This is a genomic window from Butyricicoccus porcorum (assembly GCF_002157465.1).
In the GTDB taxonomy this organism is placed as follows: domain Bacteria; phylum Bacillota; class Clostridia; order Oscillospirales; family Butyricicoccaceae; genus Butyricicoccus_A; species Butyricicoccus_A porcorum.
The window spans coordinates 1-14,740 of record NZ_NHOC01000015.1 but is presented as its reverse complement, the minus strand read 5'-3'; the positions used below and the strand labels follow the sequence as shown (position 1 = coordinate 14,740).

At 41.0% G+C, this 14,740-nt stretch carries 12 protein-coding genes and 4 pseudogenes; 7 read left to right on the top strand and 9 right to left on the bottom strand.

The features are described 5' to 3' along the window. Positions 1-31: 31 nt before the first annotated feature. From pglZ to CBW42_RS15185, 6 genes and pseudogenes are all read left to right on the top strand, one after another. Positions 32-2,554: a BREX-1 system phosphatase PglZ type A gene (gene pglZ, locus CBW42_RS12560; RefSeq protein WP_087022162.1), complete on the top strand. Its 2,523-nt coding sequence runs from the start codon at positions 32-34 to the stop codon at positions 2,552-2,554. A gap of 17 nt (positions 2,555-2,571) precedes the next feature. After that, the gene (gene brxL, locus CBW42_RS12555; RefSeq protein WP_087022159.1) at positions 2,572-4,635 is read left to right on the top strand and encodes a protease Lon-related BREX system protein BrxL; all 2,064 of its coding nucleotides are present in this window, start codon (positions 2,572-2,574) and stop codon (positions 4,633-4,635) included. Positions 4,636-4,750: 115 nt separating this feature from the next. Continuing rightward, positions 4,751-4,939, top strand: a pseudogene (locus tag CBW42_RS15470) (cell filamentation protein Fic); the annotation flags it as partial. A 58-nt stretch (positions 4,940-4,997) separates the two neighbouring features. Further along, complete coding sequence (locus CBW42_RS15465; RefSeq protein WP_165761181.1) at positions 4,998-5,402, top strand: DDE-type integrase/transposase/recombinase; 405 nt, start codon at positions 4,998-5,000, stop codon at positions 5,400-5,402. A 142-nt stretch (positions 5,403-5,544) separates the two neighbouring features. Then, a complete protein-coding gene (locus CBW42_RS12545) occupies positions 5,545-6,765 on the top strand; it encodes an IS256 family transposase (RefSeq protein ID WP_108721065.1) in 1,221 nt (406 codons plus the stop codon). Between the two features lie 110 nt (positions 6,766-6,875). Next, the gene (locus CBW42_RS15185; RefSeq protein WP_278308600.1) at positions 6,876-7,103 is read left to right on the top strand and encodes an integrase core domain-containing protein; all 228 of its coding nucleotides are present in this window, start codon (positions 6,876-6,878) and stop codon (positions 7,101-7,103) included. A gap of 201 nt (positions 7,104-7,304) precedes the next feature. Here the strand turns inward: CBW42_RS15185 and CBW42_RS14845 are convergent. The 6 genes and pseudogenes from CBW42_RS14845 to CBW42_RS12510 form a co-directional block, all read right to left on the bottom strand. Next, positions 7,305-8,208: pseudogene (locus CBW42_RS14845) on the bottom strand (IS3 family transposase); the annotation flags it as partial. Positions 8,209-8,563: 355 nt separating this feature from the next. Next, positions 8,564-8,758 carry a hypothetical protein gene (locus tag CBW42_RS12530; RefSeq protein ID WP_087022150.1) on the bottom strand — a complete coding sequence of 65 codons (195 nt, stop codon included), beginning with the start codon at positions 8,756-8,758 and terminating at the stop codon, positions 8,564-8,566. Beyond that, complete coding sequence (locus CBW42_RS12525) at positions 8,748-10,364, bottom strand: hypothetical protein (RefSeq protein WP_087022148.1); 1,617 nt, start codon at positions 10,362-10,364, stop codon at positions 8,748-8,750. The genes CBW42_RS12530 and CBW42_RS12525 overlap by 11 nt, the downstream gene beginning before the upstream one ends. Further along, complete coding sequence (locus CBW42_RS12520; RefSeq protein ID WP_087022145.1) at positions 10,333-11,169, bottom strand: hypothetical protein; 837 nt, start codon at positions 11,167-11,169, stop codon at positions 10,333-10,335. The genes CBW42_RS12525 and CBW42_RS12520 overlap by 32 nt, the downstream gene beginning before the upstream one ends. Positions 11,170-11,205: 36 nt before the next feature. Continuing rightward, positions 11,206-11,910 (bottom strand): hypothetical protein, encoded by a 705-nt coding sequence (locus CBW42_RS12515; protein WP_133058316.1) that lies wholly within the window; start codon positions 11,908-11,910, stop codon positions 11,206-11,208. 34 nt (positions 11,911-11,944) lie between these two features. Next, positions 11,945-12,520, bottom strand: coding sequence for a hypothetical protein (locus CBW42_RS12510; protein WP_133058315.1), 576 nt, complete (start codon positions 12,518-12,520; stop codon positions 11,945-11,947). Between the two features lie 544 nt (positions 12,521-13,064). Here CBW42_RS12510 and CBW42_RS12505 point away from each other — a divergent pair. After that, positions 13,065-13,613: a helix-turn-helix domain-containing protein gene (locus tag CBW42_RS12505; protein ID WP_087018092.1), complete on the top strand. Its 549-nt coding sequence runs from the start codon at positions 13,065-13,067 to the stop codon at positions 13,611-13,613. A 72-nt stretch (positions 13,614-13,685) separates the two neighbouring features. Here CBW42_RS12505 and CBW42_RS15460 read toward each other — a convergent pair. From CBW42_RS15460 to CBW42_RS12495, 3 genes and pseudogenes are all read right to left on the bottom strand, one after another. After that, positions 13,686-13,754 (bottom strand): annotated as a pseudogene (locus tag CBW42_RS15460) (IS3 family transposase); the annotation flags it as partial. A gap of 373 nt (positions 13,755-14,127) precedes the next feature. Then, entirely contained in the window at positions 14,128-14,397 is a 270-nt protein-coding gene (locus CBW42_RS15455; protein WP_407922979.1) for an IS3 family transposase, read from the bottom strand. Between the two features lie 102 nt (positions 14,398-14,499). Further along, positions 14,500-14,740: pseudogene (locus CBW42_RS12495) on the bottom strand (hypothetical protein); the annotation flags it as partial.

The window sequence follows — 14,740 nt, the reverse complement described above, 5'->3', positions numbered from 1 at the left end:
TTTCATAAGATTAGATGAAAGAGGTGGAATAATGGCTGAACTTAACCTAAAACAAATTACAGATAAATTGAATAGCGAGTTTTCCGGTGAAGTTCGCAAGCTGGTCTTTTGGTATGATGAGGGTGCTGAGTTTGTGGACGATGTAGACACGCTGGATTTGGTGAATGCCAAAGTGCTGCATCTGGAACCGGATAACCAGTTCTATACAAAATACTTCCTAGAGTGTGTAGACACCACAACGAATTATCTGGTGTACGCTCCATTTGCGAAGCCTACCATTCGTGAGAACCATCTGGCAGATACGATCAAGTATTCCAAAGAGTTCTTCGCAGACAGAGCTTCTTTGCTGACCATCGACTTGGGCATTGATGAACGCTACAAGCCGGTGATCCAGCACTACATCAAGTTCTTCGGAGAGAAGAAGCGTACTCAGGCTTTCTACGATCTGGAGCTTGAAACCTTTAACAGAAATACCATTGAGATTGCTCTGATGAGCGTTCTCTGTAAGTGCAAGACTCCTTCCTATGAAGAAGTTCTTCGTACCGTTCTGACGGATGCAGGATTTGAAGATAATCCGTATCTGGCAGAGTTCAAGAAATATGACCTTCTGGATGCGTTCTGGCGTCAGGCACAGGATGTATTCGGATATGCAGACGAGAAGCCTACCCTTGAGAAGTTCACGATGACAATGTTCGTGACCTATGCAGCCAAGGTAATTCCTGCGGATATGCCGGCTGCATGGAAGCCGTTCATCAGTTTCAAGTCTGGCAATGTAATCGCATTTATCGACAACCTGATGAACAGCTATATCTATGGAGAACGCTTTGATGTAATCTCTAAGATGATCTATGTCAGTCTGAAAGCAGAAGTAGAGTTCAGAAAGCTCCCTGCGGAAGCTCTAGTGTCCTGCGGTATCTTTGCAGGTATTGACGAGCTTCTGATTGAATGGGTTACAGAACGACTGGAATTGGAAGATGTAGCTGCAAAGCTGGGTGACACTACTATTCCACAGCTTACCAAACAGCGTCGTCAAGGACATTTTGGCAAGCGCTACGCTTACGAATACTTTGTGCTGCAGAACGCTTGGAATATCATTTCCGGCTCTCAGTATGCTCCTTCTGCAAGCCTGAATGAGATGGTAAAGAACTACACCAGCGAGCTTTACAAGATGGATCGCTATTACCGTTATTTCTATTACTATCTGGACAAGCTCGAAGATGCGACAAGGTTCGACAAGCTGAAAGAACTGGTTGAGAATATCTATTCCAACGAATATCTGGCGAAGGTCTGCACCAACTGGAATGACCTATTCAGTACAGAACTGGAATCCTTGCAGATTATGAAACAGCCTGATTTCTTCAGCCGTAACGTAAACTACTCGAAAGATCAGTTGGTTGTCATTATCTCCGATGCCCTCAGATATGAAGTCGGCATGACCCTGCTTGAAAAATTGCAGGCTGACGAGAAATGCACCGCAACAATGAAAACGATGGCAAGCACTCTACCTTCTATCACACAGTGTGGTATGGCTGCATTGCTTCCTCATAGAAGTCTGGAATTGACCGAGGATTATTCCGTATTGGTTGACGGACAGAAAACCGACACTTTGGAGCAGCGTCAGGCAATTCTACAGAAATATAAACCTGCCAGCAGATGCGTTCAGTATGATGACATCAAGAATCTGAGCGTGGCAGATCTCCGCAGCATCTTCACTCGTCAGGATGTGGTTTATATCTACCATAACCAGATTGATGCCAGAGGTGACAAGCTGAACACGGAAAATGAAGTGTTCAATGCCTGTGCCGAAGCTGTGGATGAAATCTCTGCACTGATTCGCCGCTTGACTACCAGCGCCAACCGATCTCGTTTCATCGTAACAGCTGACCACGGTTTCCTCTATAGAAGAAACAAACTGGCTGAGAGCGATAAAATTGGTTCTATATCCGGTGCGGCTGATGTTCTGGGTCGCCGTTATCTCCTTTCTGCCGAAGCAGTAGCAACCGAAGGTGTTACTGCAACAGCGATTGGAACTATGATGCAGAACAAAGATGAGCGTATGGTTTCTTATCCTGTTGGAGCTGATATTTTTAAGGCTCCTGGCTCCGGTATGAACTATGTTCACGGCGGTTGTTCCCCTCAGGAAATGCTGGTTCCTCTTATCGAGGTAAAGACTGAGAAGAGATACAAAGAAACAACAACAGCACAGATTGCTCTGGTAAGTCTGACTTCCAAGATTACGAATCTGATCACCTCTCTGGACTTTGTTCAGACAGATGCTGTCAGCGATGTAGTTAAGGAAACAACCTACCGTATCTACTTCGTCGATGGCAATGGCGAAAAGATTTCTAACGAGCATCTGTACGTTGCTGACAAGAAGGATACGACTACCGTGAAGCGAGTATTCCGCTTGCGCTTCTCCTTCAAGAACAAGAAATACAGTAAGGATCAGAAATACTATCTGGTGGCTTACGATGCTAATAACGCACTTGAAGCCCTGCGACATGAAATCATCATGGACATTGCCTTTGCAGACGACTTCGACTTTGGATTCTAAACAAGGAGGTAATCACAATGGATGCTTTCATGGAAACAGATGATAAACGTTCGGTTATTAAAAATAAACTGCGTCAGTATTTCGATGGCAGAATCGTTCGCAAGGACTTAACCAAGCATATCAAGGAAGGTGCCAATGTTCCCGTCTATGTTTTGGAGTTCCTGCTCGGTCAGTATTGCAGTTCTGATGAAGATGACATCATCGAAGAAGGCGTAAACAATGTTAAGCGTATTCTGGCTGATAACTTTGTCAGACCGGATGAGGCGCAGAAAATCCTATCTAAGCTCCGCAGCCGTGGTAGCCACACCGTTATCGATATGATCACGGTTAGACTGGATATCAAAAGAAATATTTATGTAGCTGAGTTCTCCAACCTTGGACTGACGAATGTGCCGATTGAGGATGAGTATCCCGAAAAGTTTGACCGCCTGCTTTGCGGTGGTATTTGGTGCATCGTGCAACTGGAATATGAGTTCATCGAGGAAGAAAAGAAGAACGGCAATCCGATTCAGATTCGTAAGCTAACTCCGATCCAGATGCCTCACATTGAAATGGCAGATTTGAAGGAAGGTCGTAAGGCTTTCACAAAAGAAGAATGGATGGACATTCTGCTTCGTTCTATTGGTATGGAGCCGGACGAACTGACCGAGCGTGAAAAGTGGCTGCTGCTGACCCGTATGATTCCTTTGGTTGAGAATAACTTCAACCTGTGCGAGCTTGGTCCTCGGAGCACCGGTAAATCCCATCTGTACAAGGAAATCTCTCCGAACAGTATCCTTGTCTCTGGAGGACAGACTACGGTAGCAAACCTGTTTTATAACATGGGGCGAAAGACCATAGGACTGGTAGGCCTCTGGGATTGCGTTGCTTTCGATGAGGTGGCCGGTATCCGCTTCAAGGATAAAGATGGCATCCAGATCATGAAGGACTATATGGCATCCGGTTCATTTGTGCGTGGCAAAGAAGAAAAGGCTGCTTCTGCCTCTATGGTATTCGTAGGTAATATCAATCAGAGCGTAGATGTTCTTCTGAAGACAAGCAGCTTGTTTGACCCGTTCCCCCCTGAGATGGGCACCGATACGGCTTTCCTTGACCGTATGCACTGTTACCTGCCGGGATGGGAAATTCCGAAGTTCAGACCAGAGCATTTCACCAACGACTATGGTTTCATCAGTGACTATCTTGCAGAGTTCATCAGAGAACTTCGTAAAGAGCAGTACGGCGATGCTTTGGACAGATACTTCCGTCTTGGCAAGAACCTCAATCAGCGTGATACCATTGCCGTCCGAAAAATGGTAGACGGCTATCTGAAGCTCCTGTATCCGGATGGAGAATTTACAAAGGAGCAGCTGGAAGAAGTCCTGAAAATTTCTCTGGAAATGCGTCGTCGTGTAAAAGAACAGCTGAAGAAGCTCGGCGGCATGGAATTCTACGATGTCAATTTCTCCTACATAGACTTAGAGGATATGTCTGAGCATTATGTTTCTGTTCCCGAACAGAGCGGCGGCAAGCTGATTCCTGAAGGTATGTGCAATCCGGGACAGGTATACACAGTTTCTCACGGTAAGTCCGGCATGATCGGTGTCTTCCGTCTGGAGAGCCAGATGCTTCCGGGAAGCGGTAAGTTTGAATGCACCGGTATCGGCAGTGACCGTGAAGCAAAAGAAGCCACCAATACGGCCTTTAACTTCTTGAAAGCAAATGGCAATCGTATCAGTGGCTCCATCAGCACGACTACAAAAGATTATATTATCAACTATCAGGATTTACAGGGCATCGGTATGACCGGAAAGCTGGCGCTGCCTACACTAATTGCTCTGTGTTCCATCGCACTCGGAAAGCCGACACAAGGGTCGCTTGTCGTCCTTGGTGAAATCAGCATTAGCGGCACTATGATGAAGGTAGACGAGCTGGCAAATGCACTACAGGTTTGCCTCGACAGCGGTGCCAAGAAGGCACTGATTCCCAGCACTTCATTTATCGATTTTGCGACAGTACCACCTGAACTGATGAGTGCATTCCAGTTGATTCCGTACCAGAGCGCAGAGGACGCTGTTTTCAAAGCACTGGGCGTAGAGTGAGAAGGTTGTGAAAATAGCATGACGACATCTGTACAGCAATGCTTTCCAATTTAAATGTAAAAGCTCTGACGATTCCATACAGATATCGCAAAAAAAGATAAGGGGGCTGAATTTCATGGCCAAGAAAAAAGATGAAATAACCATTCGTTCCAGCGCAGCGGAATATCTGACCTATGTTGCCTCCATCGGAGACCAACAGGACAGTATCGAGATGCGCTACGAAGATGAAAATATATGGCTGACGCAGAAGATGATGGCTACGCTGTACGATGTTGATGTTCGCACTATCAATGAACATATAAAAATGTCTGCACAGTTAAAAGCCCGTGGACCAGGTTGGGCGCCGCAAGGCAAGACGCTACATGAATGAGATGGATATTTACCCGATCTATCCAAAGATGAATCTTTCCAAGCGAATGCAGCAGGCGAAAGTATGTCCATATCTTCTTCGTAATGCGGTCATAGACAAGCCAAATCAAGCATGGTCTATTGACATTACATATATCCCGATCAAGCGCGGATTTCTGTATCTGACAGCCGTGATCGACTGGTATAGCCGTTGTATTGTCGGCTGGGAAGTGGATGACACACTTGATACCAGAATGGTTATCAGTGCCCTGAAAAAAGCTTTCAAAGTGGCAAAACCTCAAATCCTGAATTCAGATCAGGGTTGTCAGTTTACAAGTCAGCAATACATTGACTTTGTAAAGGAAAACGACATCCGTAGAGTATGGATGGAAAAAGTCGCTGGGCAGACAACATCATGATTGAGCGCTGGTTCCGCAGCTTCAAGTATGAGGAAGCGAGACCTCAGAAAAATCTGTGTAAAAGACAAAAGAAGACAGTATAATCGTCTAATGACTGGTCGAGAATGAAGCAAGCCAAACGAAATGTAAGGAGACGACGATTATGCAGCCAGTACCACAGGAATTATTGAAGGAATACGTTCAGAGCCAGCACTTCACCAGCACAGCCGATATCATGCAGGCGATGAAAGAAATGTTCCGGGATGTGATCCAGCAGGTTATGGAAGTTGAACTGGATGAGGAACTTGGACGAGAGCGCTGCCAGCGGCGAGATCCGGAAAGCGAGCAACCTCGAAACTACCGCAATGGATATTCCAAGAAGAAGGTCAAGACTCAGTTGGGAGAAGTCGATATTAAGGTTCCCCGTGACCGCAATGGTCAATACGAGCCGAAAATCATCAGCAAGTACAGCCGTAATGCTGATGGCATGGAAGACAAAATTCTGTCTCTGTACGCCTGCGGCATGAGCCAGAGAGATATTGCGGAGCAGGTCAAAGAACTGTACGACGTGGAGATTTCCCCCGAACTGGTGACCAAAATCACGGAGAAAATCATGCCGGAAGTGACAGCCTGGCAGAATCGCCCGCTCGAGCCCATTTATCCGTTCATTTTCATGGATGCCATCCATTACAAAGTCAAGGAAGATCATCGATATGTGACCAAGGCTGCTTATGTGGTTCTGGGCATTACCATGGATGGTCGAAAAGACATCCTTGGTGTCTGGATTGGAGAGCATGAAACCAGCAAATTCTGGGTAAATGTGTTGAATGACCTCAAAAGTCGCGGGGTTTTAGACGTTTATCTCTTCTGTACGGACGGTCTCTGCGGTATGCCGCAGGCGATTCAGGCAGTTTATCCGAAATCCCGTTTGCAGCGCTGTATTGTGCATCAGATTCGTAGTTCTACCAAGTATGTCAGCTATAAAGATATCAAGCAGCTGGCAGCCGATCTGAAGAAGATCTACACCGCAGTAACTGAAGAAGAAGCTACGCAGCAGTTGCACAACTTCGCAGAAAAATGGCGCAGTCAGTATCCTTCCTGTGTAAAGAGCTGGGAAGAAAACTGGGATATTTTGAGCACGTTTTTTGAATATCCCATGGAGATTCGGAAAATCATATATACGACGAATATTATCGAGGGACTGAACCGGCAGTTCCGGCAAATCACAAAGAATAAGCCATCGTTCACCAACGATGACTCACTCCGACGGATGCTGTATCTGGCAGCTCAGCGCATCACAAAGCACTGGCATGCCCGCTGCCAGAATTGGGACTTGATTCTCAATCAGCTTGAAATTATATTCGCTGACCGAAGTGCCAACTGATTTCCCTGGCCGTATTATTTCCGAACAGTTCAGCCAGTATTCACACTCTTTGGGGGCGATACCGGCTGCCCTCGTAGAGAGAGCAGCCAAGGAAAATCAAGCTACACTATGTGTCCAATTTAGCGTCATTCTCTGATTCTGTCGAATATCGCTTACACAAGATTTTACGGAGTGCCGCAGAAGCCTATCTGACACAGTACAACAACATCAGGGAAGCAAGAGTTGCTATCGGACAGTATATCCACATCTACAACTTTGAGCGGCGCCATTCTGCACTTGATTACCAAACACCGGCTGAATGCTACTATCCGGCAATGTTGATGCCATATGTAGCTTAGCATATATTGAATCTGGGGAGTGCTCCACTGTTCTCCCCATGTTTCTTGTAACTTGTCCACTATATCAGTTCATTATAAAAATCTTAGATTTTTGTCTTGACAACTGAGCCACTATATCCACCACCGGAATGGCGGTTTCCTTAAAAACGGATTTGCGGTTTCCTGTCGCCGGACAGCAGCGACACGGGTGCCGGATTATTCATACTGGTTTCCCTGATCCGAGTGAAGAATCAGGCAACTGGGATCTAAGCCCGGCTGGGAATCGATTGCTTTCTGCAGGGTCCTTTTTGCAAGCTCTGCGGTTATGTGTTTGTCGGTAATGCTGGCAATAACGCTTCTGTCATATAGATCAATAATCGTGCAGTTATAACGTTTGCTGCCATTCGTTAAAAATAAACAGGTAAAATCAGTGCACCATTTCTGGTTAATGGATTCTGCCTTAAAATCCTGATGGAGCTTATTCTCAAATGCTTTGTGAGGTGCACCGTATTCATAGTCCGGCTTACGTTTCCTTACAATTGAGAATAACTGAAGCTCTGTATTCATGTATTCATGTATTTATGGACAGTTATGCGACTGATGTTATATCCTCTGCGAAGGAGATAAGCGTGCACAGTTCTGTAACCATCTGTGCCGTTGTGAGAGTGGTATATATTCACAATTTCACGCTTGATTTTGTCCTTATGCTTATGATAATCACATTTTCTGTTTTTCAGAAAATTATAATAAGCACTTGGTAAGATATTCAGTCTTTTCAACAACCAGCGGACACCATATTTATGCCCATACTGCTGAATAAGTCGATAAGCCGCTAATCGATTTCCTTCGCAAAGAATGCCGCCGCTTTTTTTAGAAAGTCATTTTCCTTCTGAAGTTCTGCCAGCTGCTTTTTCAATTGCAGATTCTCCTTCATGTAATCATAATCAGCTTTGGCTTCTTCATTTGTTTGGCATTCTTTGCGGAACTGGTTTACCCAGATAGATATGCTTGCCTTGGATACACCATATTCGGCAGCAAGTCCTTTGAGGGTTCTTCCCTCCTCAAGATGGAGACGAACAATCTTCTTCTTAAATTCTGGTTCATAGTGTTTACTCATTTGTGACATACCTCGTTTCCTCCTAAGATTATATCCTATTAGGTCGAGGTGTTACAACTATGTTATATCACAACATCCCGTGCCAAATCTATTATAGAGGAAACTGTTAAGTGCGGAGTTGTTGTCCGGCAAGGTAGAGCTATTCTCCCATACGCTGGGGCTAAATGTCCGTGCAGATGGAGCTCTTGTACCGCTTTCTACAGCAACGCTCAAGAAGGAACTGCCGTATACAACACCAACCTACCGGATGATTATGGATAAAGTAAAATCCCTTGTATTCAGATATATATTTATCTGTTATAATGAGCAATATATACCTCTAATCCTGATGGACTCCTTCCCGCTAATCATTTTATCCACTAAGCTAAAATCCCCACTCTTTCCAGCACCATGACTCAATATATTTTTCTGTTCTTGCATCATCATTAATAACTACTTTGAATTTGCTCTGCTTAGCTATGTCAACAAATAAACTAGGCCTTTTCTCTCCATCATCTTGTACCCCTATATTCAGTAAATCAAAATCATCGTCTGTAGTAAAACGTTCATCAAAGTTCACTGCTTTCATCTCCTTTATCGAAAAATCTGTCTAACAATATATCTGAAATAGTTATATTTCTACCTCTTTTTGTCTTGGATATGATTTTTTGCAATCTCTCCCAAGAATTATTACGTCTTATTTTGTTATAAAAAGACTCCGCACATTCCTCGAAATACTTATCAAAATTATCTGTGATAGTACCGTCTTGACTCTGTATAATTAATATCGACGAAGTATCAGTGAAAAGCTTTTTCTTATCTTCTTCGTTTAAATCGTTATTAAAAATATCATGAAGTTTCTTTCTATATTCTCCCCATTCCTTCGCTTTGTTAGAATCATTAGAATACTTTTGCAAATAAGAGTATACTGCCCCACTAACACAATACTGCCGCATCAAATCATTCCAAACTGGAAATTTATCATAACAATATACAGTTGTCAAAAGATCAAATGCAGAATCATATTCTTTAGGGCTCAAATTCATTGTCAATACCATCATTAAATCCGCATAAGCTTCTTTGTATATATAAATCCAAGTTTTCAATAATTCCGCAATTAGGTTCTTCGAAAAAATTGTTACTATATTTTCACGAATCTCAGACGAAACATCCTTTACTTTCTTACGATACTTGATCAATTCTGCATAATCTGTTATGTTTTTATCTAAGATCTTATCTTCTATACCCTCTAAGCTATATGCTTTCAAAAGAGCTTCATTAAACTCTTTGTAATACATCCTTGCAACTGTATCAAAATACAGTTCCTCTTGGCCATTATTTATTACATTTAATATGTGCTTATTCATTGATGCAAACCAGGAAAAGTGTATTAAACTAATTGTTTGAGGGTCAAGCTGAATTTTTTTAAATCTAAAGACTAATTGTACTACTCCATATATCATCTGTTTCAAAAGGCATTCGGCTCTTAAATTTCTATTTCTTTCAACTGATGTTAAAAAATGATAAACTTCATGAAATAAAGCGACAGGGATAATATCTACTTGATCAATAATAGATTCCGGAATAAAAATTACAATTAGCTGGCGTTCGTTATCCTGCAATCTCGTTTTCATAATTTGGCTGTCAAAAAGCTCATAAGTTTCCACTTTAGTCTGCAAACTTGGAGCCAAAATAAACGCATAATTCTCAGTTTCTGTTAATGTTTTCGAGATTTCGTCCAGCAATTTAGCATAATAAAGACTAATTTTCGGTGATACTTCAAATATATGTGCTTCTAACGTAGGGTTAACAACCATCTCACGGTCAGTATTCGATGTGGCATCAATGAGAGATTGATAAATATTCACTACATTTTTTACACCAAACTCTATTTCGCAAATAAGTCTTTGTTTTCTTTTAGCTGTAGTACATTTATATGCCTCATCCACAGCAAGATAGAATAACTCTGCAAAGACTCTCATTGGCTTCCAAAACATTTGTTTTTCATAACTGTGCAAAGAAGTAAATGGAATTGCTGCTAGTGTATTCAATAATCGTAATACTGCTTCAATATACATGCAAAGTATAGTTTCATTTCGCTGTTTACAAAGAGAGAAAAGCTTTTTTAAGTTTTCGATCTGAGCAGTGATCCATTCAGCTTGTTGATTGAAATTCTGTTCTGGCATTATAAAAAGCCTCCATAAATTTAGGATTCGAGTGTGTAAGTAGTTCTCCCATTTTATATAATTTAAAAATAGTAGAAAATTCAACTGATTTTTTCTCAATTACTAAATCCCACTCTCCCAGCAAATCAGAAGTGGAAACGTCACCGCCTAATTCGTTTTTTATACTATTAATAAATGAATGTATCTCTGCTGCATTCTTTACATTAACATAAAATTTCCAATCCACCTTTTCTTTGAAAGCATCCAGTTTTAATTGGAGTAGCTTTTCATTTATAGCCAAGATTGTATAAAAACTAGCTCCAAGATTAGTTTGCATTTCTAATACAGTCTTAACACCAGATTGATAAGCCTTATGCAAATGCAAAATTACCATATCAGAATAATCATATGAAAAATAGGCAATCATGTCTTTCCGAGAGTTGACCTTGTCAATTTCCTCGCTTAAGTTACACGTTCTCGTATGTTCTGAATGTATAATCCGGACCATTGATAAAAAAAGGAATGGGCTTTCACATTCATGCTCGCTAACATATCGCCAAAAATCCGTATCTTTTTCATCATCTAGAATCAGTGCAAGCATATTACGACGACTGCATTTTCCATCAATATTTTTTACAGTTTCTCGAGCCGAATGTTTCCAAATAGAATCTTTATCATTTTCCCCGAACGGAGAATGTGGTTCACTAATACTCAAAGCATCAAAATACCCAAAGGCACAGAATTCTCCTAAAGGCGTATTCGGATCCACAGGTTTTGTCTCATCAGTATAATAATTATTAATCAATTGAATAATCCGTAATCTCATCTTTATCCTTCGCTCACACCACATATATTAACACTTTTATATATATCTTAACACATACCAAATTGGCATAGAAATCTCATCCGTAATATCATAATCCTTTTTAATAGTGAATAATGCCCGATATAGTGCGTGAGATGCATCGGTATCCGAAAGATATAAAAACTGATTACACCAAATCCTCCATATCGAAATAATATCGTCACGAAAATCCTTTCCCTTATTGTCAACAAATAAAATATTTTTCAATTCATCATGAATAATGGTTTTTTTGTTTTTCCCATCTAAAATTAAATTTAATCGAGGGATTAGTTTTTCTCCTACAAAACATAGCTGTTTTCCGCAACATTCTTCTTGCAACTCTAAAAACAATAAATAAAGTATAAACATGCGAGAGCCTAAATCAGACTGTGAATCCATTCTAGAATTCATGGTCAAAATAAAAAATTTTTCAAGAAATTTCTCGGCGCCTGCTTCAGCAGTGATAATCATTGAATTCAGAATAGCAGAAAGAATTAAAAGACATTTTTTTCGCATTTTTGCTTCTATTTTCACATCTTTTCCACTCTGATTATTGTATATATCTGTAACTATTCTAACAAAGCTTATCAACTTTTCATGTAATTGCCCATAATATTCCGAACTCCTAAAGTCCTGTTTGTTCAAAAATACTTCATATAAATTATTATAGTAATATTGATATAAACCTTCATCATCATATTCAAGAATCAAATTTTGTTTCAAAGTACTCGATGCTATATSATAGATTTTTGTGTGTTCATATGTTCAAAAATATTTCCGATTCACAAAATGGAGCATAAATAAACATATTTATATACGACAATTTTATTGATAACGATTCATCACTAAAAAGAACGCCCGCCAAATGTGGAACAATTCGTGAAGTCTCTTTTTTTTGGTCTTTTAACTTCTTTGCTCTTAAATATTTCTTTCCAACTTCAGCAAGTATAAATGATGAATACCGGCTACTAGTAATTGCCATAATCTCAAATATTGTTAGCAATTGAAAATAATAGCAAAAGAAAATCGCTAAACAAGCACTATTCATATTTCCTGTTACCTTGAGCAAATTTATAGCAGGCACTAATATCATAGACAGTAAAAGTAAAATCGGTATTGAATACGAGCCAAATGTATACATCATAATCGTTCTTGTTGGAACTCCCATCTTCTGACCATCACGAATGGTATAAAAGAGAACAACAATTGCAACAACCATTGTTGTTGTCGTTTCTAAAAAGCCAAACCACGTTGAATAATCATCATACAAAGCTTCGAAAATCAAATCGAATATTATCAAAGAACAATTATGCTTAGTTATAAAATAAAACATTGAAATAAGCTCAAAAAAAGCAAATATGCCTATTGAAATTATGAGTATTTTATTTGCTTTGTAGAAAATTGTTCCATTCTTTTTTTTGCTCTTCTTGTTGCACATATTTTTAAAAGTAACTTATTCAAAGATCATTAATTTCATATATTTCCACAAAAAAACTCTGACATTCAAAAAGAAAGTCAGAGCTATTCATAAATATATTAATCGTAACATATCATTTACTCTGCTCTGTTCATTCAATCATATTTGAACAACTGATCTATTAAAACAAAACAAAGTAAAGAAGTGCATTCTTTGCTAACATTATGAGCAAAGAAATTCAATTCCATAATATTACCATGTAGCATAATCCCCACCTCGTATATAGCATATCATAATATTAAGTGACTGTCAACAGTAAATGCTCGCAAACTATAAATCAGTATGTAGGTGTTACAATGATGCGTGACAAAAAGTAAAAATAAAAAGCGAATATAGAGCGAACCTGTGATAAGGTTAAGTTGTCGAGACAAAACCGAAGGGCAGGTGCACTATATTCGCCATGAATACAATAACACAGAAGATGCGGTTTCGGCAAGCAATAGTTGAATACGCATTGAAACATGGAGCAACCAAGGCTGCTATCCGATACAATGTCAACCGTCAATATGTCTATCGATGGAAGAATCGCTACGACGGCACACTGCAATCGCTGGCAGATCGATCACACAGACCGCATAGCCATCCCAATCAGCATACCCCAGAGGAAATCAAGCTCATCAATGACATGCGGCGCAGAAACCCTCATGCTGGTCTGGTAGTATTCTGGGTAAAGCTACGCATGCGTGGATACACTCGCTCTATTTCCGGTCTGTATCGGTTTCTTAAGAAACAGGGAATGATGGCAGCGAAACTGCCAAATCCCAAATACATTCCGAAGCCTTATGAGCAGATGCGCTATCCAGGACAACGTGTTCAGATTGACGTAAAATTTGTTCCAGCTTCTTGTATTGTAGGGCAAGAAGCTGGTTGTAAATGGTATCAATACACATTTATTGATGAGTTCACTCGATTTCGGTATTTGGAAGCTTTTCAAGAGCATAGCACCTAGGGAGGGGGGTGCGGACAAACACTTGGACTGATGATGCAACAAAACCAAGATGATGTCTATACTCAATCGGGCTCAGCCGCCTAAAGATAAATTGATGCGTTTATGGTTATAACAATTGATATAGCGGTCAATCTCCCGGCTAAAATCGTCAAGCTAGACTTCTGTCCAAAAGCAGCCAAAGAACATGTCGTTTTGACCCTTTCAAAGATACCTTCGTAGACTGCGTTATCGGGGAGCAGCCCTTCTTAGACATAGAGCGAATGAGATCGGCCCCATTAGTCCGTTCAATCCATCCGGCCATCGGTAATGGCAGCCCCTGTCAGAATGGACAATTAGATGACATCCCTCTGGCAGATCAGCAATCACTTGATCCAACATGGTGTTGACCAGATCGGCATTAGGGCAGGTTCCGATCGTCTAGCCCACAACCATTTCATCAAAACAATCGATAATGGCGGAGAGATACAGCTTGCCGTTCGAAAGGGAAAAAACTGTGATATCCGCCCACAACTTCTCATACGGCTGATTTGAATGGAAATCGTGTAAGATCATGTTCTCTACTTCGCGCATTATTTCCCCCAAATACGAACTGTTTTCGTTTATTCGAGCACAAAACCAACAGTTTTTCTTCTTTCATGATCCGGCAGATGATCTTTTCGGAGAGCATAATTTCTTTGCGCTTCAGTGCCAGATAAATGCGACAATAACCATATATGCCCCTGTTTTCGTGAAAAATTGAGGTGATTTGTACCCGCTGGGATAGATATTTGTCGGGTTTGTTCATAACAGCTTGCTGGTAATAGTAACTGCTTTTGGCCATCTTAAGACGGGACAGCAGCGCTGGCAGTGCATATTTCCCCTTCAAGGCATCGATGATCACTGCCTTTCACGGTTTCTGAGTACCGTTAGATCGATGCCGGGTCTTTTTTAAGACTGAAATGGTCTCCTTCAGCACATCTACTTCAAACTGCAGTTCCTGGAGTTGCGTTCGAAGATTCTCCAGTTCCTCAAATTCAGGCAATGCATGATCCTGAGACAACGGCTCCCTTGGTATGCTTTTTCTCTTCGCCATCAGACCCACCATCCCATACTTCAGATATTTCCTGCGCCAGACGTATATGCTCATA